Annotated in this window: 27 protein-coding genes and 6 tRNA genes; 12 read left to right on the forward strand and 21 right to left on the reverse strand. The window is 30.3% G+C overall.

What is annotated here, in order from left to right:
• Window positions 1-44: 44 nt before the first annotated feature.
• The 10 genes from rplL to ABXT52_RS03795 form a co-directional block, all read right to left on the reverse strand.
• Entirely contained in the window at window positions 45-410 is a 366-nt protein-coding gene (gene rplL, locus ABXT52_RS03750) for a 50S ribosomal protein L7/L12 (RefSeq protein WP_415271259.1), read from the reverse strand.
• Between the two features lie 27 nt (window positions 411-437).
• On the reverse strand, window positions 438-938 hold the full coding sequence (rplJ, locus tag ABXT52_RS03755; protein ID WP_415271260.1) for a 50S ribosomal protein L10: 501 nt from the start codon (window positions 936-938) through the stop codon (window positions 438-440).
• A 5-nt stretch (window positions 939-943) separates the two neighbouring features.
• Window positions 944-1,633, reverse strand: a complete 690-nt coding sequence (gene rplA, locus ABXT52_RS03760) for a 50S ribosomal protein L1 (protein WP_415271261.1) — start codon at window positions 1,631-1,633, stop codon at window positions 944-946.
• Entirely contained in the window at window positions 1,633-2,058 is a 426-nt protein-coding gene (gene rplK / locus ABXT52_RS03765) for a 50S ribosomal protein L11 (RefSeq protein WP_415271262.1), read from the reverse strand. The genes rplA and rplK overlap by 1 nt, the downstream gene beginning before the upstream one ends.
• The gene (gene nusG, locus ABXT52_RS03770; RefSeq protein ID WP_415271263.1) at window positions 2,058-2,588 is read right to left on the reverse strand and encodes a transcription termination/antitermination protein NusG; all 531 of its coding nucleotides are present in this window, start codon (window positions 2,586-2,588) and stop codon (window positions 2,058-2,060) included. The genes rplK and nusG overlap by 1 nt, the downstream gene beginning before the upstream one ends.
• Window positions 2,588-2,779 carry a preprotein translocase subunit SecE gene (gene secE / locus ABXT52_RS03775; protein ID WP_006996799.1) on the reverse strand — a complete coding sequence of 64 codons (192 nt, stop codon included), beginning with the start codon at window positions 2,777-2,779 and terminating at the stop codon, window positions 2,588-2,590. The genes nusG and secE overlap by 1 nt, the downstream gene beginning before the upstream one ends.
• Window positions 2,780-2,798: 19 nt before the next feature.
• Window positions 2,799-2,874 (reverse strand) — tRNA-Trp (locus tag ABXT52_RS03780).
• A gap of 7 nt (window positions 2,875-2,881) precedes the next feature.
• Window positions 2,882-4,072, reverse strand: coding sequence for an elongation factor Tu (gene tuf, locus ABXT52_RS03785; protein ID WP_415271264.1), 1,191 nt, complete (start codon window positions 4,070-4,072; stop codon window positions 2,882-2,884).
• 46 nt (window positions 4,073-4,118) lie between these two features.
• A tRNA-Gly gene (locus tag ABXT52_RS03790) sits at window positions 4,119-4,192 on the reverse strand.
• Window positions 4,193-4,238: 46 nt separating this feature from the next.
• Window positions 4,239-4,324 (reverse strand) — tRNA-Tyr (locus ABXT52_RS03795).
• Window positions 4,325-4,454: 130 nt separating this feature from the next.
• On the opposite strand from ABXT52_RS03795, the gene rlmB reads away from it, so the two are divergent.
• The gene (gene rlmB / locus ABXT52_RS03800; RefSeq protein ID WP_018414179.1) at window positions 4,455-5,198 is read left to right on the forward strand and encodes a 23S rRNA (guanosine(2251)-2'-O)-methyltransferase RlmB; all 744 of its coding nucleotides are present in this window, start codon (window positions 4,455-4,457) and stop codon (window positions 5,196-5,198) included.
• A 33-nt stretch (window positions 5,199-5,231) separates the two neighbouring features.
• Window positions 5,232-5,308: transfer RNA gene (locus ABXT52_RS03805), tRNA-Thr, on the forward strand.
• A gap of 132 nt (window positions 5,309-5,440) precedes the next feature.
• Here ABXT52_RS03805 and ABXT52_RS03810 read toward each other — a convergent pair.
• The 6 genes from ABXT52_RS03810 to ABXT52_RS03835 all read right to left on the reverse strand — a co-directional run bounded on the left by ABXT52_RS03810 (window position 5,441) and on the right by ABXT52_RS03835 (window position 9,267).
• Window positions 5,441-6,256, reverse strand: coding sequence for a hypothetical protein (locus ABXT52_RS03810; RefSeq protein ID WP_415271265.1), 816 nt, complete (start codon window positions 6,254-6,256; stop codon window positions 5,441-5,443).
• Window positions 6,229-6,705, reverse strand: coding sequence for a hypothetical protein (locus ABXT52_RS03815; RefSeq protein WP_415271266.1), 477 nt, complete (start codon window positions 6,703-6,705; stop codon window positions 6,229-6,231). The genes ABXT52_RS03810 and ABXT52_RS03815 overlap by 28 nt, the downstream gene beginning before the upstream one ends.
• The gene (locus ABXT52_RS03820) at window positions 6,702-7,718 is read right to left on the reverse strand and encodes an MrcB family domain-containing protein (protein ID WP_415271267.1); all 1,017 of its coding nucleotides are present in this window, start codon (window positions 7,716-7,718) and stop codon (window positions 6,702-6,704) included. The genes ABXT52_RS03815 and ABXT52_RS03820 overlap by 4 nt, the downstream gene beginning before the upstream one ends.
• 70 nt (window positions 7,719-7,788) lie before the next feature.
• Entirely contained in the window at window positions 7,789-7,962 is a 174-nt protein-coding gene (locus ABXT52_RS03825; RefSeq protein ID WP_415271268.1) for a hypothetical protein, read from the reverse strand.
• Window positions 7,962-8,378, reverse strand: coding sequence for a hypothetical protein (locus ABXT52_RS03830; RefSeq protein WP_415271269.1), 417 nt, complete (start codon window positions 8,376-8,378; stop codon window positions 7,962-7,964). Before ABXT52_RS03830 ends, ABXT52_RS03825 begins: the two co-directional genes overlap by 1 nt.
• A 166-nt stretch (window positions 8,379-8,544) precedes the next feature.
• Window positions 8,545-9,267 carry a DUF4268 domain-containing protein gene (locus ABXT52_RS03835; protein WP_415271270.1) on the reverse strand — a complete coding sequence of 241 codons (723 nt, stop codon included), beginning with the start codon at window positions 9,265-9,267 and terminating at the stop codon, window positions 8,545-8,547.
• A gap of 242 nt (window positions 9,268-9,509) precedes the next feature.
• Between ABXT52_RS03835 and ABXT52_RS03840 the strand changes: the two genes are divergently transcribed.
• A tRNA-Thr gene (locus tag ABXT52_RS03840) sits at window positions 9,510-9,604 on the forward strand.
• Between the two features lie 4 nt (window positions 9,605-9,608).
• Here ABXT52_RS03840 and ABXT52_RS03845 read toward each other — a convergent pair.
• The 4 genes from ABXT52_RS03845 to ABXT52_RS03860 form a co-directional block, all read right to left on the reverse strand.
• The gene (locus ABXT52_RS03845; protein ID WP_415271271.1) at window positions 9,609-10,388 is read right to left on the reverse strand and encodes an NAD kinase; all 780 of its coding nucleotides are present in this window, start codon (window positions 10,386-10,388) and stop codon (window positions 9,609-9,611) included.
• 4 nt (window positions 10,389-10,392) lie between these two features.
• Window positions 10,393-10,477: transfer RNA gene (locus ABXT52_RS03850), tRNA-Leu, on the reverse strand.
• A 79-nt stretch (window positions 10,478-10,556) separates the two neighbouring features.
• Window positions 10,557-10,958 (reverse strand): gamma-glutamylcyclotransferase family protein, encoded by a 402-nt coding sequence (locus tag ABXT52_RS03855; RefSeq protein WP_415271272.1) that lies wholly within the window; start codon window positions 10,956-10,958, stop codon window positions 10,557-10,559.
• 4 nt (window positions 10,959-10,962) lie between these two features.
• Window positions 10,963-11,712 carry a competence/damage-inducible protein A gene (locus ABXT52_RS03860; protein ID WP_415271273.1) on the reverse strand — a complete coding sequence of 250 codons (750 nt, stop codon included), beginning with the start codon at window positions 11,710-11,712 and terminating at the stop codon, window positions 10,963-10,965.
• 21 nt (window positions 11,713-11,733) lie between these two features.
• Between ABXT52_RS03860 and sfsA the strand changes: the two genes are divergently transcribed.
• From sfsA to grxD, 9 genes are read left to right on the forward strand one after another with little or no spacing between them, the layout of a single operon-like run.
• On the forward strand, window positions 11,734-12,432 hold the full coding sequence (sfsA, locus tag ABXT52_RS03865; RefSeq protein ID WP_415271274.1) for a DNA/RNA nuclease SfsA: 699 nt from the start codon (window positions 11,734-11,736) through the stop codon (window positions 12,430-12,432).
• A complete protein-coding gene (map, locus tag ABXT52_RS03870) occupies window positions 12,425-13,195 on the forward strand; it encodes a type I methionyl aminopeptidase (protein WP_415271275.1) in 771 nt (256 codons plus the stop codon). The genes sfsA and map overlap by 8 nt, the downstream gene beginning before the upstream one ends.
• Before the next feature lie 3 nt (window positions 13,196-13,198).
• Window positions 13,199-14,491, forward strand: a complete 1,293-nt coding sequence (gene purB / locus ABXT52_RS03875; RefSeq protein WP_415271276.1) for an adenylosuccinate lyase — start codon at window positions 13,199-13,201, stop codon at window positions 14,489-14,491.
• Window positions 14,491-15,273, forward strand: coding sequence for a phosphoribosylaminoimidazolesuccinocarboxamide synthase (purC, locus tag ABXT52_RS03880; RefSeq protein WP_415271277.1), 783 nt, complete (start codon window positions 14,491-14,493; stop codon window positions 15,271-15,273). The genes purB and purC overlap by 1 nt, the downstream gene beginning before the upstream one ends.
• 1 nt (window position 15,274) lies before the next feature.
• Window positions 15,275-15,517, forward strand: a complete 243-nt coding sequence (purS, locus tag ABXT52_RS03885; RefSeq protein WP_415271278.1) for a phosphoribosylformylglycinamidine synthase subunit PurS — start codon at window positions 15,275-15,277, stop codon at window positions 15,515-15,517.
• 6 nt (window positions 15,518-15,523) lie between these two features.
• Window positions 15,524-16,207, forward strand: a complete 684-nt coding sequence (purQ, locus tag ABXT52_RS03890; protein WP_415271279.1) for a phosphoribosylformylglycinamidine synthase I — start codon at window positions 15,524-15,526, stop codon at window positions 16,205-16,207.
• On the forward strand, window positions 16,207-18,399 hold the full coding sequence (gene purL / locus ABXT52_RS03895) for a phosphoribosylformylglycinamidine synthase subunit PurL (RefSeq protein ID WP_415271280.1): 2,193 nt from the start codon (window positions 16,207-16,209) through the stop codon (window positions 18,397-18,399). Before purQ ends, purL begins: the two co-directional genes overlap by 1 nt.
• Window position 18,400: 1 nt before the next feature.
• Window positions 18,401-18,631 carry a BolA/IbaG family iron-sulfur metabolism protein gene (locus tag ABXT52_RS03900; protein ID WP_415271281.1) on the forward strand — a complete coding sequence of 77 codons (231 nt, stop codon included), beginning with the start codon at window positions 18,401-18,403 and terminating at the stop codon, window positions 18,629-18,631.
• Entirely contained in the window at window positions 18,631-18,963 is a 333-nt protein-coding gene (gene grxD / locus ABXT52_RS03905) for a Grx4 family monothiol glutaredoxin (RefSeq protein WP_415271282.1), read from the forward strand. The genes ABXT52_RS03900 and grxD overlap by 1 nt, the downstream gene beginning before the upstream one ends.
• A gap of 4 nt (window positions 18,964-18,967) precedes the next feature.
• Here the strand turns inward: grxD and ABXT52_RS03910 are convergent, their stop codons facing one another.
• Window positions 18,968-20,158 (reverse strand): class I SAM-dependent methyltransferase, encoded by a 1,191-nt coding sequence (locus tag ABXT52_RS03910; RefSeq protein ID WP_415271283.1) that lies wholly within the window; start codon window positions 20,156-20,158, stop codon window positions 18,968-18,970.
• Window positions 20,159-20,179: the final 21 nt, after the last annotated feature.

The raw sequence follows: 20,179 nt of genomic DNA on the forward strand, positions 1-20,179 counted from the left end.
CACTGGTTAATAAATTAACCAGTTATGAAATCTTTCTAATTAATTTATTTAAGTTCTACTTTTGCGCCAGCTGCTTCCAACTTAGCCTTAATCTCTTCAGCATCTTTTTTGTTTACACCAGTTTTAACTTCTTTTGGTGCGCCCTCAACTAAATCTTTTGCTTCTTTAAGGCCTAAAGATGTTGCTGCTCTAACTTCTTTAATAACATTAATTTTTTTATCACCTGCAGAAATTAACATGATTGTAAAATCATCTTTTGCTTCTTCAGCTGCTCCACCTGCCGCTGCTGCTGGTGCTGCTGCAGCCATAGCTGTAACACCCCACTTTTCTTCAAGCTGTTTTGAAAGCTCAGCTGCTTCGACAACAGTTAAACTTGATAAGTCTTCAATAATTTTATTTAGATCAGGCATATTTTTTTTTACTCTTTAGGTTGTTTTTTAAGAATTTTCTGGGCTCAAATTACTCATTTTTTCAGATCGTGCAAGTAAAATACTTACCAATTTTGACGCTGGTGTGGCTAAAATTCCTACAATGTTAGCTCTTGCCTCATCAAGTGTTGGTAAATTTGCTACATTTTGAACCGCAGCTTGGTCTAGTACTTCATTGCCCATAATTCCACCTAAAAGCTTCAAACTTTCGTTCGTTTTTGCAAATTTAGATAAAATTCTAGCTGATATTATTGCGTCATCAGAAAAAGCTACTGCAGTAGCTCCTGTAAATAAATTCGAAAGTTCCTTACACTTAGTTTTTTCTAATGCAATCTTAGTAATTCTATTTTTAGTTATAGTAAATTTAATACCATGTTCTCTCATCTGTCCTCTTAGATCGTCAAGTTGAGACATTGTAAGACCTTGGTAGTGAGTTACCATTACAGCTTCATTATTCTGAAAATGAGCTTCCATTTTACTAATATAATTCTTTTTTTGTTCCTTGTTCATCATAACTATATAGTTTTTCCTAATTTAACTTTATACGAAACACCCATACTTGATGTTATAAAAGTATTTTTTATTAAGTCACCTTTTAAAGTTAGGTTTCCTTTTTCTTTTTCTAAAGTATCTAAAATAGCATGAAAATTCTTAAGTAGTTGATCGTCATGAAAAGATTTTTTACCAATGCTTACTCCAATATTTCCATCTTTATCATTTCTAATTTCAGCTTGCCCAGATTTAGCATTTGTCACAGCTTGCTTAACATCTTCAGATACAGATCCTAATTTAGGGTTAGGCATTAACCCTTTTGGACCTAAAACTTTTCCTAACTTAGAAAGTTTAACCATCATTCCTGGTGTGCAGATTAATTTTTCAAAATCAAGCTCACCTGCTTTAATTTTATCGATAAACTCATCACCACCAACTATATCAGCACCAGCATCTTTAGCTTCTTGTGCTTTAGTATCTTCACAAACAACTGCTACTTTAACTTTTTTACCAGTTCCGCCAGGTAAGTTAACTACAGTTCTAATGTTTACTTCACCTTTTTTTTGTTTGTTGTTTACTTGAAAACTTACATCAATTGACTCATCAAATTTTGTTGTACAATTTTTTTTAACAGATGTTAATAAATTTTCAATTACATCAGCAGTTAAATCTTTTGTTTTTTCTGGTAATTGTTTAAATCTTTTTGATGGCATTAGTCTTTAACTTCTATCCCCATTGATCTTGCAGATCCCGCAATAATTTTTACTGCTTGCTCAAGATCGTGAGCGTTAAGATCTTTCATCTTTTGTGTTGCAATTTCTTCAGCTTGTTTTTTTGTAATTGATCCAGCAATACTTCTGCCAGGTTCTTTTGATCCACCTTTAAGTTTGGCAGCTTCTTTAATAAAGTGTGATGCAGGAGGTGATTTAATTTCAAAATCAAATTTTTTGTCTTTATAAACTGTAATGATAACTGGAATTGGTTTTCCAGCAAATGCCTTAGTTTTATCGTTAAAAGCTTTACAAAATTCCATTATATTAATTCCACGTTGACCTAACGCAGGGCCAACTGGCGGAGCTGGATTGGCTTGGCCACCCATAATTTGTAACTTTATGTATCCACTAATTTCTTTTGCCATTAACTTGCTTTCTCTACTTGGTTATATTCTAAATCAACTGGTGTTGGTCTTCCAAAAATTGAAACTGAAACCTTAAGTCTTAATTTCTCTTCATCTATATCTTCAACCATACCACTGAATGATGCAAAAGGACCATCAACAACCTGAACTTTTTCACCAATGCTGTATTCTATACCAGATTTTGGCTGGGCCACACCATCTTTTATTTGTCCTAAAATTTTTTCTATTTCTTTATCAGAAACAGGAACAGGAATACCTTTTGAACCTAAAAACCCACTTACACGCTTTAAATTTTTGATTAAATGATAAAGATCATTATCCATTTCACTTTTAATTAAAACATAACCAGGAAAGTATTTCTTTTTTCTCTGAACTCTCTTCCCTCTTTTTACCTCTGTTACATCGTGTGTCGGGACAACAATTTCTTCAATTTTATCAGAAATTTTTGCCTTTTCGGCTTCTTCTTTAATTAATCCGGCAACTTTATTTTCAAAATTTGAGTGAGATTGAACAATATACCAATTTTTCATTAAATACTTACCTTTAATAAAGCTTCCAATAAAAATTTAAGTACTTGATCAAGCAGCAAAAAGAAAAGAGACATAATAACTGCCATAGCAAATACCATTAATGCACCTTGCATTGTCTCTTTTCCAGTGGGCCAAGAAACTTTAAAGGCTTCTTGTTTAACTTCTTGTATAAATTTTATCGGGTTTTTCATAATATACTGTTTAGCTTATTGGCAGGAGCGGAGGGAATCGAACCCTCAACCTCCGGTTTTGGAGACCGGCACTCTACCAATTGAGCTACACTCCTATAGAGTTTACTCTATAATTTTAGTTACTACTCCAGCTCCAACTGTTCTACCACCTTCACGAATAGCAAAGTTTAATTTTTCGCTCATCGCAATTGGAGTAATTAATGTAACAGTGAATTTAGCGTCATCACCAGGCATGACCATTTCAGTTCCTGCTGGTAATGTAACTTCTCCAGTTACATCAGTTGTTCTAAAGTAAAATTGAGGTCTATATTTAGTAAAGAAAGGAGTGTGTCTTCCACCCTCATCTTTTTTAAGTACATAAGCCTGAGCTTCAAATTTAGTGTGTGGTGTAATTGAACCAGTTTTACAAAGAACTTGCCCTCTTTGAATATCATCTCGTTCAACACCTCTCAATAGAATACCAACGTTATCGCCTGCTTCACCTGAATCTAAAAGTTTTCTGAACATTTCAACACCAGTACAAACTGATTTTTTAGTTTCAGTAACACCAACAATTTCAACTTCTTCACCAGTTTTAATAACACCAGATTCAATTCTACCAGTTGCAACTGTTCCTCTACCTGAAATTGAGAAAACGTCCTCAACAGGCATTAGGAAAGGTTTGTCAATATCTCTAGTTGGTTGAGGAATAAATTCATCAACAGCTTTCATTAATTCTATAATAGAATTTTTTCCAATTTCTTCATCTCTGCCTTCAACAGCAGCCAAAGCAGATCCTTTAACGATAGGAGTTTTATCACCTGGATATTTGTAAGAAGTTAAAAGTTCTCTAATTTCTTCTTCAACAAGTTCTATCATGTCTTTATCATCAACTTGGTCTACTTTGTTTAAGTAAACAACAATTGAAGGAATACCAACTTGTCTTCCTAAAAGAATGTGTTCTCTAGTTTGAGGCATAGGACCATCAGCAGCATTAACTACTAAGATAGCTCCATCCATTTGAGCTGCACCTGTAATCATATTTTTTACATAGTCAGCGTGACCTGGGCAATCAACGTGTGCGTAGTGTCTTTTTTCAGTTTCGTACTCAACGTGAGCAGTTGAAATTGTAATCCCTCTTTCTTTTTCCTCAGGGGCTTTATCAATCTGATCGTAAGCAACAGCTTTCCCCCCACCAAGTTCTGCTAATGTAATTGTGATAGCAGCTGTTAATGTTGTTTTACCATGGTCGACATGACCAATTGTACCAATGTTACAGTGTGGTTTATTTCTTACGAACTTTTCTTTTGACATTACGTTTTTACCTCAGTTTTAGTTTTATTAATAATTTCTTTTTTCTTGGAGCGGGTAAAGAGAATCGAACTCTTACATCCAGCTTGGAAGGCTAGCGTTCTACCATTGAACTACACCCGCACAACATCAAGAATAACACTCCATTGTTATAAAAAATTTTATTGAGTGGTGGAGGGGGAAAGATTCGAACTTTCGAAGACCGAAGTCAACGGGTTTACAGCCCGCCCCATTTGACCGCTCTGGAACCCCTCCTTTTTGGGGAAGTGTCCCCTTGTTCAATAAAGCTTCAAACAACATGCGTTTTATATATTTTTATTATGCAATTGCAACACGAGATTTACTGTGAAAATGGAGGAAAATACGTATAAAACAAAGATAATTTATGAATAAATCATCTTTTTTAATCGTTGGTCAACATGCTGTTATTGAGGCTTTAAGAAACCCAAAAAGAAAGGTTTTAAAAGTTTTTTTAACGGAAGAAAGTAAAAAAAATATTCATAGAAAAAACCCAAAGAAAAATGTTCTTGAGGATGTTAAGGTTTATTTTAAATCAAAAAAAGAATTAGATAAGTACACTTCTAAAGATCAAATTATGCACGGTGGGTACATTGCAGAAGTGGAGCATATTGATCAACCCGACTTAAAAGAATTTATAAAAGGTAAAAATAAATTAACATTTGTTTGTATTGATGAAGTGACCGACCCAAGAAATATTGGATCATTAATTAGGAGCGCTTCTTCATTTCATATAGATGGATTAATAGTTAAAGAAAGACAATTCCCATCTGATAGCAAGCTTATGTATAAAGCTGCAAGTGGTTGCATGGAGCATATCAACATTTTTGAGGTGTCAAACATAAACTCTACACTTAAAAATTTAAGAGAAAAGAATTTTTGGGTTTATGGGTTTGACGCAAGGGGAGAAAAAGACTTTACAGATATTAAATGGGAAGGAAAAAATGTTCTTTTATTTGGATCTGAAGGTTTTGGTATGAGAGAACATACTGGAAAGTACACAGATTTTTTTGTTAAGATTGATATAAATAAAGATGTAGAAAGCTTAAATATCTCGAATAGTGCAGCGATTGTGTTTCATCATTTAAGTTATTTGAAAAAAAATTCTTGATTAGTATAAGATTTCTTAATAGAAATCGGTTATGCCCTTGTAGCTCAGCTGGTAGAGCAATTGATTTGTAATCAATAGGTCCGCGGTTCGAACTCCGTGCGGGGGCACCACACAATCCTTTACTTATTTCACTTTTTGAAACTTCAGAAAAAAAACTGTAAGAAAAAATAACAGAACAAAGACTATACAAAGGAAGAAAGTAGAACTCGTTGTAGTGATATTGTAGTGATGGTCTTTTTCATTTAAAATTTCTCTATAATAATCTTTGATAATTCATCATCACTAACTTCAAATTTTGCATTAAAATGATCGGATACTCCAAGTCTTTCTTTCCAATCACCAGCTATAAAATTCTTAACAAGCTCTATTGAATTATCGTCATATTCAAACAAATAATAAGATTCCATCCAAGGCATTCCAAATGCATAACCAGCATCGATAAATAATTCTTGTTTTCCGTTTTTATTTAGATCCTTGTCTATATAATGGTTGATATTTAAAGTAACAGCCATGTCTTTTAAGTGTTCACGACCTACAAAAAAATCTGCTCTTGAATCATAAGCTTCTACATTTTCAAATAAAATTTTAAAGTATGTGTTTTGCCTACGACATCCATTGCTTTCATGTAAAACTAATTCAATCTTACCATTATTAGATTTAGCTATAACTTTATTCTGCCAACCATCTCTGTCATAATCTAAATAAGTATAAAAAGTATCAGTATCGTTAATTCTCCTACCATCAAAGCTCCATAGTTTTCCCTTAAACCTGAAACATCTACGGCTCTTATCATCAGGATAGTTTTCAAACATATATTTTGCTGCTGATCTGTAATCTTTGTACCCATGATCAAAGAAATCAAATTTTTTATCTTTTGTATCAGTTGTGTAACTTTTACCTTTATGTTTGAAATAATACTGATGATTATCTAATGCTTTTTTAAATGCAGCTTCATAACTACCATCAGCATAAGCGTTTCCACTAAAAAATAAAGCTAGAGCTATAATTGATAGATATTTCTTCATAATAATTAAAATAATTTTTCTACCAGTTTGCATTGATAAATTTTAGTTTGTTCGTATCCAATTTCAGCTTTTCCAGTATTTTCGAATTGACCTTGCAAAGTTTTCTCTGTGGGTCGCATAACTCTTATTAACTCTCCAGTGAGCCTATCTAACCTAGTGTCATAATATGCGATTTCATCAGCCTTATAACCTTTAGTCATAAAATAAATCATATTATCCAACGATGAGAAAGTAACACTTTTATATTCATCTGGGCCTATTAAATTAGAGCCTAGGAATCTTTCATTTTCCATATCAAATGAAAGTGTAAGTTTTTTTAAATCTGCAGCACTAACTTTTGACAATGGTGTCTGTACTTCTTCAGCAAGAGCCCATCTTTTTTCAATATATTTAGATAGCTCACATGATAGATTAACTTCTTTAGCATAGGCACTCTCAATTAGTAAAAATCCAAAAAAAATTGTTAATAAAAGTTTTTTCATTTATCTTTTAAAAAGTTTTTATAATCTACTTGTATCTTTCCTTTAAATTCATCTAAACTTGGACACCCGTATTTATGTATCATTCTATGACAATTAGCACATAATATTGCAAAATCGTTCTCGTCTCTACCTAGCTCTTCATTTAAATCTATCTTTTTTAATATTTCTGCCTTTGGTACAATATGATGAGCTTCAACATAATCTAGTTTATCATTGTAGTTTCCATATATTTTTTCAAATTTAAGATTGCAAGCTTGACAGGTATAATCAAATTTTTTCTTTAAATTTTTGATAAGTTTTGGATCCGTTTTAATATAATATTTTTCATGTTCTCTATGTTTTTTTAATGCTTTTTTTTCTGAACCACTTAAATCTTTAATCATTTCTATTTCTTCAGGGTCAATATTTTCAATTAATTCACTAGTGCCTCCATTTTGAATAATATTTTCATAAATATTAAGTATATTTTTAACATCATTGATTAAATCATTATTAGATGGCATATTTTTAACATCATAAATCTTTCCAAAAGCGCAAGACTTAACCCAAACTTCTCTTTCTTTATCGCTCTTTATTGTGATTTTAGTTCCATGAACATTTTTAAAACCATATTTTTTAAAATCACCTGCCTTATTTTTTAAAATTATTCCTCTGGAGATCAGAATGTTATCTGCTTCTTTTTTATATTTAGTTTTTATATCCTTGTATCCTTGACCTAATGATAGCATTATTTTTTTTCCATTTTCAAAAAATGAATAAACTGGATAATAGCCTCTCGCGGCACTTTCAGTTACTCTAGTGTCTGATATAACTATCCAAGCAACCCTACTCCAATTTCCGGCATGTTTTGCAACCATAACTTTATATTTTGAAATAGTTTCACCTAAATCTTCCCTGAATGATTTTGGAACTTCAGTTCTTATAAATTTAGTTAAGGGATGGTCTTTTAATTTTTGTTTTTTTGCTTCAGGGTACTCTTTTGCAATTCTCTCAAATACTGTCTTGATATCCATAATCCAACCCTACCAAACCTCTAATCAAGTGTCTAGGTGATGGAATGATTGTCCACGAGAGAAATTTTCATTAATGCAGTACCCTATCTAAAACTTCTATTCTTACAAATTGTGATCCATTTTCTTCTTCATAATGAACATATACTTCGTCATCTGGATCTAAAGTTTTGAAAACAAGGTTCACATATCTATCAATTTTTTCATATGAAACTTTGTTACTGAAAAATTTTTCAAATGTTTTCATTAATTATATTGCAGAATATACTTTTTAAATTCAGTAAATATAAGTTTTTCGGCTATATCCATGTTTAAATTTTTATCGTCTAGCCATTCTAGTGTATTAATTAATTTTTTGTAATTTCCAAAACATTTATTTTTAACTATTTTTTCAAATTCTTTTGTTTTTTCCCAATCATTATCGCTAAAGTTTATTACAGTTCGTAATTCTATATCATCAAAAATTATTTTATATCTATTATAGAGCGAGTCTTTAGATCCTTTAAATCTACCAAATTTTATATTTTCAAAATTAGCTTTAGGTATAACTCTTTCATTCCCAGGTCTTAATTTATTTTTCTGAATTCTTTTTTCTAAATCTGTTTTGTTATATATATATTTATATTGTTCTTTCTTTGGCTTTATTAAATAGATTATGCCCATCTTTCCTCCTTTACCAAGATGAAGAATGAAAAAAAACACCTTGGCATAGAAAGATAGAAAGTATTACAATGAGTTATTTGTGTAAGAATATTTATCCCAAATCTAGTACTCACAAATAACTCTAGCGAACTGTAAAATCCGGTTAGAAAGTATACTAGTGGGAATTTCATAATTTTTTTTCAATTTTTTTAATGTCAATTTTTTTTAAAACTGGGTCAAAAATCTTAAAAAATTTATCTGAATTAATACTCATTTTATCATATATGTTATTTTTATTTTTTAAGGTCATTTCTCCAATAGTTAGTCTTGGGAGGTTAACTTTGTTGTTTAGTGATCGTTTCTCAATAATAAAATATATTCTTGAATACATTCTGTTATCCAACCTATCCCAAACTAAATTTCTAAATTTATTATTTAATTCACGTTGATTTTTTTTAATTTCATCAAAAATTAATTTATTAAAAAGTTTTTTGTCCTTAATATCTGATCTTAGAGTTTTAATTAAAAGTTCAATTTTAATACCTACTTTTGAAGCAACTAATGAATATGAAATATTTTGAACCCCTAATGTTTTAAAAATAGCATTATTATTAGATGGCTTTATGCTTTCAAAAACAGAATTTTTTATTAAATGGTTTCCATATAAAATATCTTCTATTTCTAAGTATTTTTTCCAAAAAACGGTGTAATCTGCATAATCAACATTGTTTTCATTAAAATTTATTCCTTTTTCACTAAAATAATCCAGCTTATCAAGTTCTAACTCACCTTTTTCAGCAATTTCTTTCAATTCTAAAGAATGTTGAGGATAGGATTTTATAAAAGACTCTACCATTAGAATAAATGCCTTGGGATCTATTTCAAATGGTTTTAATGGTTTTTGTATCATAAATTACTTATATATATTTATATATTTACTGTCAACAGTTAAAATAGTTAAATAAACCTTTATTTTCATCATATTATGGAATTTAGATAAATATTTTAGATAAGATGTGGAGTGTAAACGAATCTATTTGTGATAATTAAACTCTAGGAGATTGAAGGAAGGTTAATCAGGTGTCTAGGTGATGGAATTATGTGTAGTGATATTGTAGTGAAAATTGCTAACTCATCTTGACGCGAGTCTAGAAGTAAGTAGTATCAATAGTTAATGAAAGGATAATTTGTTAGCTTATTGATTTGTAATCAATAGGTCCGCGGTTCGACTCCGTGCGGGGGCACCATTACTTAATTATTTGAAGTTTCTTTTCGCGTTTGTTCAATCTTTATTTTTTTATGAAGACTGTTATTTTTATCATACAACAATTCGAAGCTAATTTTTTTATTAGCTTGAATTTTAATTATCTTTGCATTTCTAACTTCAAAATTATCTGCAACCGCACTAATGGGTCTTTTATTTGTATCTAAATTTTTTATTAAAATTTTAGATTTATCACTAACAATTGTGCCCCTCCATCTTCTAGGTCTAAAAGGACTAATGGGTGTGACTGCTAGTTTTCTCGAATCTAAATTTAAAATTGGTCCATGTGCTGATAAATTATAAGCAGTACTACCAGCTGGTGTTGAAACTAGCACTCCATCAGAAATAAGATTTTTAATAATATTTTTTTTATTAGCAGTAATCGAAATTGATGATGCTTGCTTGCTTTGTCTTAATATTGACACCTCATTAATAGCTATTGATTTTTTTGTTTGATTATTTTTATTAGTAACAGTCATTTGTAGAGGATAAATTTTTATACCGTTGGAAATATTCAGGTTTTTAATAATGTGTTCATTAGAAAACTTATTCATCAAAAAACCATAGTTTCCGGAATTAATTCCATAGAAAGGTTTTTTGTATTTGTATAATTTTTTTAAAGCTTGAAGCATGAAGCCATCACCCCCTAAAACAATTATTATGTTGGATTTTATTAAAGATGTAATATTAATTTTTTTAATTAAGATTGATTTAATCTTTAAAGAAGTTTTCGTTTTATCAAATACTAAATATACTTTGTCTCTCATTTAGTGGTGCCCTCGGCCAAACTCGAACTGGCACTCCAAAAAGGCACGGATTTTAAGTCCGTTGTGTCTACCAATTTCACCACGAGGGCATGTACTATTTTCATTTATTTAACTGTTTTTATTTATAACTCAACTTCTTTTTGTTAACAAATCATATCAATATTTTAATTAAGCTTTTAATGCTTTTTTAAGAATATGATTATCTAAATTGCAATCTTTATAACCTCTCTTTACAACACTCAAATATCGCTCTGTTGGATATGTAAATAAAGTTTTTTTAGTCATCGTATAGGTCATTACTTTTTTACCATAATAAGTAAAAAAATGTTTTTTATAAAGAACTGGGTAGTCTTCGTAAGCGTCTAATTTTTTTTCATCACTTTTAGATATTTCAAATAAAGCTCCTGGAACAATTGAATTTTTTTTAGGCTCTATATCGGCGGCTCTATATTTACTTCTAAAGGTTAATTTAAAATTATTTAAATTAATTTTTTTTAAAAAAACACTATCTTTACATCTTCTTTTCATTTGAAAATGATTTAGATTACTTCCATAAGCGAAATAAAGCATTTAATTATCTAACTACTACTTCTATTTTTTTTTGATTAACAAACTCTAATATTTCAGAACTACATTTATCAATTTTAAGTTGGTCTTCAGATCTTATTACTATTGATACGCCTAGTTTGCCTGCTTGAAAAAAAGGGTAACTTCCAATTTCAACATCTTTATTGTTATCTTGAACATTGGTTAAGGAGTTTGCAATTTCACTTTCAACGGTTTTTAAACTTATTGTACGGCTTAATATTGGATCTCCCCCTACTATTTTATTTTTTAATCCACCTAACATTGATTTTAAAATTGAAGGAACTCCTGGTAAGCAAAAAACATTTTCAACACTAAATCCTGGTGCACCACTTGTTGGATTTAATATTAAGTTAGCATTACGTGGCATCCATACCATCTTTTGTCTACCCTCATTAAACTCACCTACTTTGTAATAAGCTTCTAATATTTTAAAAGCTTCTTTATGGATTTCATACTCAAGATTAAATGCTTTCGAAATGGATTGAGCAGTAATATCATCATGTGTTGGGCCTATACCGCCAGTTGTAAATAGATAGTTGTTAACTTTTCTTAAATGATTAACAGTCTCAATAATTGTATTTTTGATATCCGGGATAACCCTAACCTCATTTACTTTTACACCAATTGAATTCAGCCATTGAGCAATTGTACTAGTATTAGTGTCTTGTGTTCTTCCAGATAGGATTTCATTGCCAATAATAAGTATTGCGGCATTAAATTTTGTATTTTGGTTCATTATTAAATATACAATTTAAATATGGAATTTACCAAAGCTTTAATTAAGGGCAAACTAATCAAACGTTACAAGAGATTTTTTACAGATGTTAAAATTGGTGAAGAAATTGTTACAGCACATTGTCCTAATACTGGATCCATGAAGGGTTTATTGGATGAGGGAAATGAGGTTTATGTATCTAAAAATGACGACCCTAAAAGAAAGTTAAAATATACACTTGAGATAATTAAAGTTAAAAATAATTTAGTAGGTGTTAACACCCATTTTGCAAACAAAATTGCGTTCCATGGTTTATCAAATAATCTAGTCAAAGAAGTTACAAATAATGATAGTATTAAGCCTGAGGTATTTTTTGATAAAGAAACACGGTTTGATTTTCTAATTGAAAAAAATAAACAAAAAATATTTGTAGAAGTAAAAAATGTTACGTTATTTAGAGAAGAAAAAACTGCAGAGTTTCCAGATGCAGTTACCACTAGAGGCTCAAAACATTTAAAAACCCTTATAGAGGCAGTTAAAAAAGGTTATAAATCCTATCTATTATTCTTAGTTCAAATAGAGGGTGTGGATAATTTTAAAATAGCAAAAGACATTGATAAAGAATATTATGAAAATTATTTACTTGCAAAGAAAGCTGGAGTTAACTTTTTGGCTTATCAATGTAAAATAAATTCAAAAGAAATTAAAATAGATAAAAAAATTAAAATTATTAATGCCTGATTATTTAGAAAAATTTGAAAAGATGAGAGTTGCTGGAAATCTTGCAGCAAGGACTCTTGATATGCTTACAGATAATATTAAGCCAGGTGTAACTACTGAATTTATAGATAAATTAGGTTATGAATTTATAAGAGACAATGGTGCCTACTCAGCTCCATTATTTTATAGAGGTTTTAAAAAATCATTATGTACCTCTTTAAACCATGTTGTTTGTCATGGTATACCTTCTGATAGAGTTTTAGTTGAAGGTGATGCTTTAAATGTTGATGTGACAGCAATTGTTGATGAGCATTATGGTGATACAAGTCGAATGTTCTGTATTGGAAAAACTCCTGTAAAAGTTAATAACTTAATTGATGCTACATACGAGTCGATGATGAGAGCAATAAGTTTACTAAAACCAGGATTAAGATTAGGTGACATTGGATATGAAATACAATCTTTTGTTGAAAAAAAAGGTTACTCAGTTGTTAGAGATTTCTGTGGTCACGGAATAAGCACAACATTTCACGAACCACCAAATGTTTTACATTATGGAAGAAGAAACACAGGAATGGAGCTTAGACCAGGCATGACTTTTACAATTGAACCTATGATAAATACCGGTGAATGGGATGTAAAAATGCTAAAAGATGGCTGGACCGCGGTTACAAAAGATAAATCTTTATCAGCACAATTTGAGCATACCCTAGGTATTACTGAAAATGGTTATGAAATCTTTACAGAATCTGTTAAAGGTTATTCTAAGCCTCCTTACTTATAATTAATGATTAAACGATATTCTAGAAAACAGCTAACTGACATATGGTCAGAAGAAAATAAATACCAAATTTGGCTTGATGTAGAAGTTGCGGCAGCCGAAGCCATGGAAAAATTAGGTCAAATTCCTAAAGGTGTTGCATCAATTGTTAAGAAAAAAGCTAAAATAAATGTCAAAAGAATTCACCAAATAGAGATTAAAGTTAAGCATGATGTAATAGCATTTTTAACCTCTGTTACTGAAAAAGCAGGAATTAAAGCAAGATATCTTCATCAAGGTATGACCTCATCTGACGTTCTGGATACCAGTTTAAATATTCAGTTAGTTCAATCAGGTAAAATTTTACTTGGTGATATCGATCAAATTTTAAAGGTTTTAAAGAAACAAGCCAAAAAATATAAGTACACTCCTTGTATGGGTAGGAGTCATGGAATTCATGCTGAGCCTATCACTTTTGGATTGAAATTAGCTTCATTTTATGAGGAATTTAAGAGAAATAGAAAAAGATTAGTTGATGCAATTGATGAAATTTCAACATGTGCGATCTCTGGTGCTGTTGGCACATTTGCAAATATTAATCCTAATGTTGAAAAACATGTAGCAAAAAAACTTGGTTTAAAAGTTGAGCCTATATCAACACAAGTAATACCAAGAGATAGACATGCTTTTTATTTTTCTGTACTTGGAATTATTGCTGGATCAGTTGAAAGAGTTGCAATTGAAATTAGGCATTTACAGAGAACAGAAGTTTATGAGGTGCAAGAATTTTTTTCAAAGGATCAAAAAGGTTCATCGGCAATGCCTCATAAAAAAAATCCAATTTTAAGTGAAAATTTAACAGGTCTTGCAAGAATGGTTCGAAGTGCTGTTATCCCTGCCCTAGAAAATATTGCTCTTTGGCATGAAAGAGATATTTCTCACTCGAGTGTTGAAAGAAATATTGGTCCTGATGCTAACATAACTTTGGATTTTGCCTTAGCTAGACTTAGTAATATTTTAGATAAAATGATTGTCTATCCAAAAAAGATGATTGAAAATTTAAATATAACTAAAGGTTTAATTTTTTCACAAGAAGTAATGTTAGAGCTGACAAAATCAGGATTAAGTAGAGAGCAATCTTACAAAATGGTTCAAAACTATGCAAAAAAATGTTTTGCGGAAAATCTAAATTTATTTGATGTTATATCAAATGATGAATTCATAATGGCTAAAATTTCTTCAAAAAGATTGAGAGCTATATTTAATTATTCATCACACTTTAAAAATGTAGATTTAATCTTTAGAAGAGTTTTTAAATAATGAAAAAAGGTAAAAAATTATACGAAGGTAAAGCTAAAATAATTTACGCAACATCTGATAAAAATTTGGTTATCCAGTATTTTAAAGATGATGCCACAGCTTTTAATAATTTAAAAAAATCAACTATTGAAGGTAAAGGTGTTTTAAACAATAGAATATCAGAACACATTTTATCAAACCTAACTCAAATTGGAATTAAAAATCATTTAGTTAAAAGATTAAACATGAGAGAACAAATTATTAAATTGGTAGAGATTATTCCTATTGAGTTTATTGTTCGTAATGTTGCAACAGGCTCTATTACTAAAAGACTAGGTATTGAAGATGGAACAGTTTTAAAGCAACCTCTATTAGAATATTGTTTAAAGGATGATGATTTAAGTGATCCACTTATTGCAGAAGAGCATATTTTGGCATTTGATTGGGCTACAAAATCTGAATTAGAAAAAGTTAAAAAAATGATTCTAAGAATTAATGACTTTATGATTGGAATGTTCAGGGGTGTTGGGATTAAACTAATTGATTTTAAACTTGAGTTTGGAAGGCTTAAAGAAAATGGTAAAAATGAGGTTATTTTAGCTGATGAGATTAGCCCTGATACTTGTAGATTGTGGGACAGTATTACTGATAAAAAACTAGATAAAGACAGATTTCGTAAAGACTTGGGTGATTTAATTCCAGCTTATACGGAAGTTGCTAAAAGACTTGGTATATTACATGAGCAATCAAACTTAAGTGCTGTCAATGTTACAAAGTTAAGATCAGTTAAAAAAAGAAAATAATATGAAAATATCTGTAGTTATAACTTTAAAAAAAGATGTTTTAGATCCTCAAGGTAAAGTTATTCAACAGACTTTAGATGGTATGGGATTTGAAGACATCAATGAAGTAAGACAAGGAAAATATTTTGAAATTGATACAAAAGAAAATGATCAAAAAAAAGCTGAAGCAAAAGTTGAAGAAATGTGTAAAAAGCTTTTAGTCAATTTAGTAATAGAAGACTTTAAAATTATTGGATCACAATAATAAATAATGCATTCATCCGTAATAACCTTTCCTGGATCTAATTGTGATAGAGACATGGATGTTGCTTTAAAAAAATTTGGCTTTAAAAATAAAATGGTTTGGCATGATGATGTTGAACTTCCAAAAAGTGATCTAGTAGTTTTACCAGGTGGTTTTTCGTACGGAGACTATCTTAGATGTGGAAGCATGGCATCAAAATCAAAAATTATGAAATCTGTTTTAAACTTTGCTCAAGGTGGTGGTAAGGTTATGGGGATTTGTAACGGTTTTCAAATTTTAGTTGAATCTGGTTTGTTGCCAGGTGTACTGCTTAGAAATAAATACCTAGAATTTATTTGCAAAAATGTTTTCGTTAAAGCTAACAATAAAGATAACTCTTATTTTAAAGATAATAAAAAAGATGTCTATGAGTTTCACATTGCTCATAATGAAGGAAATTACTTTTGTTCTAATGATCAAATTAAAGAAATTAATGACAATAATCAAATTGCTTTATTTTATTCAGATAAAAACGGAAATATTAATGAACAATCAAATCCAAATGGTTCATTACAAAATATAGCAGGTGTATTTAATAAACAAAAAAATATTTTAGGAATGATGCCTCATCCAGAAAGAATGATAGACCCTGCTCTATCAGGTGAAGATGGTTCAATATTTTTTCAAAACTTAATTAATAATTTAAAATAATGATAGTTAATGAACAACTTGCAATAGATCATGGCTTAAAAAAAGATGAGTATAAAAAAATATGTGATTTATTAAAAAGAGTTCCCAATATTACCGAACTAGGGATTTTTTCAGCAATGTGGAATGAGCATTGTTCCTATAAATCTTCAAGGTTCCATCTTAAAAACTTACCCACTAAAGGAAAAAATGTAATTCAAGGACCTGGTGAAAACGCTGGTGTTATTGATATTGGGGATGACGATGCAATAGTATTTAAAATTGAAAGTCACAATCACCCTTCATTTATTGAACCCTATCAAGGTGCTGCAACTGGTGTTGGTGGAATTATGAGAGATGTCTTTACAATGGGTGCAAGACCAATTGCAAATTTAAACTCAATTCATTTTGGCTCGCCTCAACATAAAAAAACTAAAAATTTATTACGAGGAGTTGTTCAGGGTATAGGTGGATATGGTAATTGCATGGGGGTTCCAACAATTGCTGGTCAGACTAGTTTTGACGAGTCTTACAATGGTAATATCTTAGTAAACGCAATGACTTTAGGTCTTGTTAAAAAAGATAAAATTTTTTATTCAAAAGCAGCTGGCTTAGATAAACCTGTAATCTATGTTGGGTCAAAAACTGGTCGTGATGGAATTCATGGTGCTAGCATGGCATCAGCTTCTTTTGATGATAAAATTGAAGAAAAGAAACCAACTGTTCAAGTTGGTGACCCCTTTACTGAAAAACTTTTACTAGAAGCCTGCTTAGAGTTGATGGCAGGAGATTCAATTATAGCAATTCAGGATATGGGTGCAGCAGGTCTAACTTCCTCAAGTATTGAGATGGCTTCAAAAGGTAATTTAGGAATTGAAATTAATTTAAATAAAGTTCCTTGTAGAGAAGCAAACATGACACCTTATGAAATCATGTTATCAGAAAGCCAAGAACGAATGCTTATTGTTTTAGAGAGCGGCAAAGAAGAAATGGCTAAAAAAATATTTGATAAATGGAATTTGGACTTTGCTGTAATTGGTAAAACAACAAAAAGTAAAAAAATTGAACTTTATTTTAATGAAAAAAAAGTAGCAGACATTCCTGTTAACACATTAGTTAAGAACTCACCTATGTATGATCGGAAATGGAAAAAAGCTAAATTACCTAAAAAAATTAAAATTAAAAAAGAGTTATTTAAAACTCTAAAAGTAAAAAATATTTTAAACAAAATATTGTCCAGCCCAAATGTTTGTAGTAAAGAATGGATTTGGCAACAGTATGATCACACTGTGATGGGTGACACTATTCAAAAACCCGGTGGAGATGCAGGTGTCGTTAGAGTTCATGGAACTAATAAAGCTGTAGCAGCATCTGTTGATTCATCAGCCGTATATTGTTGGGCTCATCCTTTAAGTGGTGGAAAACAAATTGTTTGTGAAAGTTGGAGAAATTTAATTTCAGTTGGTGCAAAACCAATTGCAATTACTAACTGCTTAAATTTTGGTAGTCCTGAAAATGAAGAAAATATGGGTGAGTTTGTAGAATGTGTTCAAGGCTTAGGTGAAGCAAGCGCTTACTTAGAGTTTCCAGTAGTGTCTGGAAATGTTTCTTTTTATAATCAAACTAAAGATATTGGTATTAAACCCACTCCATCAATTGGTGGTGTTGGATTAATTAAAGATTACCAAAACATGGTTACAATGGACTTAAAAAAAACTGATAATATACTTTTAGTTGTTGGTAAAACTGAAGGCCACTTAGATCAAAGCTTATTTGCTAGAGATATCTTAAATGAAAAAAATGGACCACCACCTGAAATCAATCTTTTCAATGAAAAAAATAATGGTGACACAATATTAAAACTCATTGATCAAAAATTTATTAAATCAGCGCATGATGTTTCTTTAGGTGGAATAATCACCGCTCTTTCTAAAATGTGTATCAAGGGTAAAAAAGGTGCAACACTAAAAAAACCAAATTACCTAATTAATCAGTTCGAATACTTATTTGGTGAAGATCAAGGAAGGTACATTGTTGAAATTAGTAAAATTGATCTTGATAGTACTACTAAAATACTTCAAGAAAACTCAGTACATTTTGATGAACTTGGATCAGTAAATGATGATTGTTTAATAATTGACGATAAGACAAAAGTATCAATTGACGATTTGATTAAATCACATACAAATTGGCTAACTAACTACATGGACAATTAAAATGGCAATGGATATAAAAGAGGTTGAAACACTTATTAAAGAAGCTTTACCAGATGCTATAATAGAAATTCAGGATTTAGCAGGAGATAGCAATCACTACTCAGCAACAATTACTTCAAGTCAATTTTCTGGAAAAAGTAAAATTGAACAACACAAAATGGTATATAATTCTTTAAAAGGAAAAATGGGCAACGAACTTCACGCATTAGCAATTAAAACAAAGGAACAATAATGGACGATAGCACAAAAAATTTAATTCAAAGTCATATTGATACCAACGAAGTATGTTTGTTTATGAAAGGAACACCAAATGCTCCTCAGTGTGGATTTTCTATGGCTACATCAAATATGTTAAAAATTTTAGACGTAAATTATAAAGGGATTAATGTTCTTGAATCTCAAGCTTTAAGAGAAGGTATAAAAGAATTTAGCGACTGGCCTACTATTCCACAAATTTATATCAAAGGTGAATTTATTGGTGGCTGTGACATCGTTAAGGAAATGTATGAAAACGGTGAACTCAAAAAAGTACTTGAGAATAAAGGAATTAATTTTAAGAAATAATTTATTACTTATAAATATAATCTCTAGTAGTGGGTGTTGAGATATAATTTTTTGTTAGCTGGAACTGATAAACCACTTGGTCTCCCCATTTAAAAGCACTTTCACAACTAGCTAAATAAAACTCCCACATCCTAAAAAATTTTTCATCAAACATGTTGGTTATTTGGATTTTATTTTTTATACAATTTTCCTTCCAGTGTCTTAGAGTATGAGAATAATGTAGTTTAAGAACTTCTATATCAGATACAATTAATCCAGCTTTTTCTATAGGTGTTACTACTTCACTCAGACTGGGTGTATAACCACCTGGAAAAATATATTTAGTTATCCAGGGGTGTGGGTCTCTAGGGGGATTAACTGAACCAATAGTATGTACCAAAGAAACACCATCATTATTAAGCAACTTGTTAATTTTCACAAAAAAATTTTTATAAAATTTCCTACCTACGTGCTCGAACATTCCAACACTTACAATTCTATCAAATTTTTCATTAAGTTGACGGTAATCTATTAGTTTAAAAGTAACTTGATTTTCTAAATTAAGCTCTTTAGCTTTTTTAACACAATGGTTAAACTGATTTTCGGATAAAGTAATTCCAGTAACTTCACAGTTTGTATTTTTAGCAATATCCATAGCTAAAGATCCCCATCCACAACCTATATCAAGAACTTTTTGATTTGGTTGTATGTTTAGTTTTTTTATTATGTGTTGAATTTTATTATTTTGAGCATCTTCTAGAGTATCATTTTCATTTTTAAAATATCCACATGAATATTGTTTTTTGGGATCTAAAAATAGACTGTATAAATCATCTGAAAGATCGTAGTGATGAGCAACATTCATTTTAGATTTTTTTATAAAATTAAAATTTGTTAAATATCTATAAGAGCCATAAAATTTATTTATTAGCATACTAAAAAAATTTAACTCATCTCTTCCAATATTCATAAGTGCTATATCTAAAAAATCAGACAAACTTCCGTTTTCGATTTTTATATCTCCATTAGAATAAGCCTCTCCAAAATATAAATCTGGACGAAATAATAATTTATAATGCAGTTTTTTATCTAAAATCTTAACCGTAATTGGAACTTTATTTTTTGGTGTGCCTATGATGTATTTATTCGAGTTTGCATCGATTAATAGAAAGCCATCTTCATGAAATAGATTATCTAAATATCTTGCTAACTGCATCTAACCACTCATAAAAGTTTT

Origin of the sequence: Candidatus Pelagibacter sp. Uisw_121 (genome assembly GCF_047722545.1) — a bacterium.
Lineage (GTDB): Bacteria > Pseudomonadota > Alphaproteobacteria > Pelagibacterales > Pelagibacteraceae > Pelagibacter.

Bases quoted from the DNA above. Each gene is read 5' to 3' on its own strand.
- ABXT52_RS03830 (WP_415271269.1), bottom strand. From the start codon at position 8,378: ATGGGCATAATCTATTTAATAAAGCCAAAGAAAGAACAATATAAATAT.
- rplJ (WP_415271260.1), bottom strand. From the start codon at position 938: ATGAACAAGGAACAAAAAAAGAATTATATTAGTAAAATGGAAGCTCAT.
- rlmB (WP_018414179.1), top strand. From the start codon at position 4,455: ATGAATAAATCATCTTTTTTAATCGTTGGTCAACATGCTGTTATTGAG.
- nusG (WP_415271263.1), bottom strand. From the start codon at position 2,588: ATGAAAAATTGGTATATTGTTCAATCTCACTCAAATTTTGAAAATAAA.
- ABXT52_RS03900 (WP_415271281.1), top strand. From the start codon at position 18,401: ATGGCAATGGATATAAAAGAGGTTGAAACACTTATTAAAGAAGCTTTA.
- purC (WP_415271277.1), top strand. From the start codon at position 14,491: ATGAAAAAAGGTAAAAAATTATACGAAGGTAAAGCTAAAATAATTTAC.
- ABXT52_RS03860 (WP_415271273.1), bottom strand. From the start codon at position 11,712: ATGAACCAAAATACAAAATTTAATGCCGCAATACTTATTATTGGCAAT.
- rplA (WP_415271261.1), bottom strand. From the start codon at position 1,633: ATGCCATCAAAAAGATTTAAACAATTACCAGAAAAAACAAAAGATTTA.
- purB (WP_415271276.1), top strand. From the start codon at position 13,199: ATGATTAAACGATATTCTAGAAAACAGCTAACTGACATATGGTCAGAA.
- ABXT52_RS03825 (WP_415271268.1), bottom strand. From the start codon at position 7,962: ATGAAAACATTTGAAAAATTTTTCAGTAACAAAGTTTCATATGAAAAA.
- ABXT52_RS03855 (WP_415271272.1), bottom strand. From the start codon at position 10,958: ATGCTTTATTTCGCTTATGGAAGTAATCTAAATCATTTTCAAATGAAA.
- purS (WP_415271278.1), top strand. From the start codon at position 15,275: ATGAAAATATCTGTAGTTATAACTTTAAAAAAAGATGTTTTAGATCCT.
- ABXT52_RS03835 (WP_415271270.1), bottom strand. From the start codon at position 9,267: ATGATACAAAAACCATTAAAACCATTTGAAATAGATCCCAAGGCATTT.
- grxD (WP_415271282.1), top strand. From the start codon at position 18,631: ATGGACGATAGCACAAAAAATTTAATTCAAAGTCATATTGATACCAAC.
- rplL (WP_415271259.1), bottom strand. From the start codon at position 410: ATGCCTGATCTAAATAAAATTATTGAAGACTTATCAAGTTTAACTGTT.
- tuf (WP_415271264.1), bottom strand. From the start codon at position 4,072: ATGTCAAAAGAAAAGTTCGTAAGAAATAAACCACACTGTAACATTGGT.
- sfsA (WP_415271274.1), top strand. From the start codon at position 11,734: ATGGAATTTACCAAAGCTTTAATTAAGGGCAAACTAATCAAACGTTAC.
- ABXT52_RS03820 (WP_415271267.1), bottom strand. From the start codon at position 7,718: ATGGATATCAAGACAGTATTTGAGAGAATTGCAAAAGAGTACCCTGAA.
- purL (WP_415271280.1), top strand. From the start codon at position 16,207: ATGATAGTTAATGAACAACTTGCAATAGATCATGGCTTAAAAAAAGAT.
- ABXT52_RS03810 (WP_415271265.1), bottom strand. From the start codon at position 6,256: ATGCAAACTGGTAGAAAAATTATTTTAATTATTATGAAGAAATATCTA.
- ABXT52_RS03910 (WP_415271283.1), bottom strand. From the start codon at position 20,158: ATGCAGTTAGCAAGATATTTAGATAATCTATTTCATGAAGATGGCTTT.
- secE (WP_006996799.1), bottom strand. From the start codon at position 2,779: ATGAAAAACCCGATAAAATTTATACAAGAAGTTAAACAAGAAGCCTTT.
- map (WP_415271275.1), top strand. From the start codon at position 12,425: ATGCCTGATTATTTAGAAAAATTTGAAAAGATGAGAGTTGCTGGAAAT.
- ABXT52_RS03815 (WP_415271266.1), bottom strand. From the start codon at position 6,705: ATGAAAAAACTTTTATTAACAATTTTTTTTGGATTTTTACTAATTGAG.
- purQ (WP_415271279.1), top strand. From the start codon at position 15,524: ATGCATTCATCCGTAATAACCTTTCCTGGATCTAATTGTGATAGAGAC.
- rplK (WP_415271262.1), bottom strand. From the start codon at position 2,058: ATGGCAAAAGAAATTAGTGGATACATAAAGTTACAAATTATGGGTGGC.
- ABXT52_RS03845 (WP_415271271.1), bottom strand. From the start codon at position 10,388: ATGAGAGACAAAGTATATTTAGTATTTGATAAAACGAAAACTTCTTTA.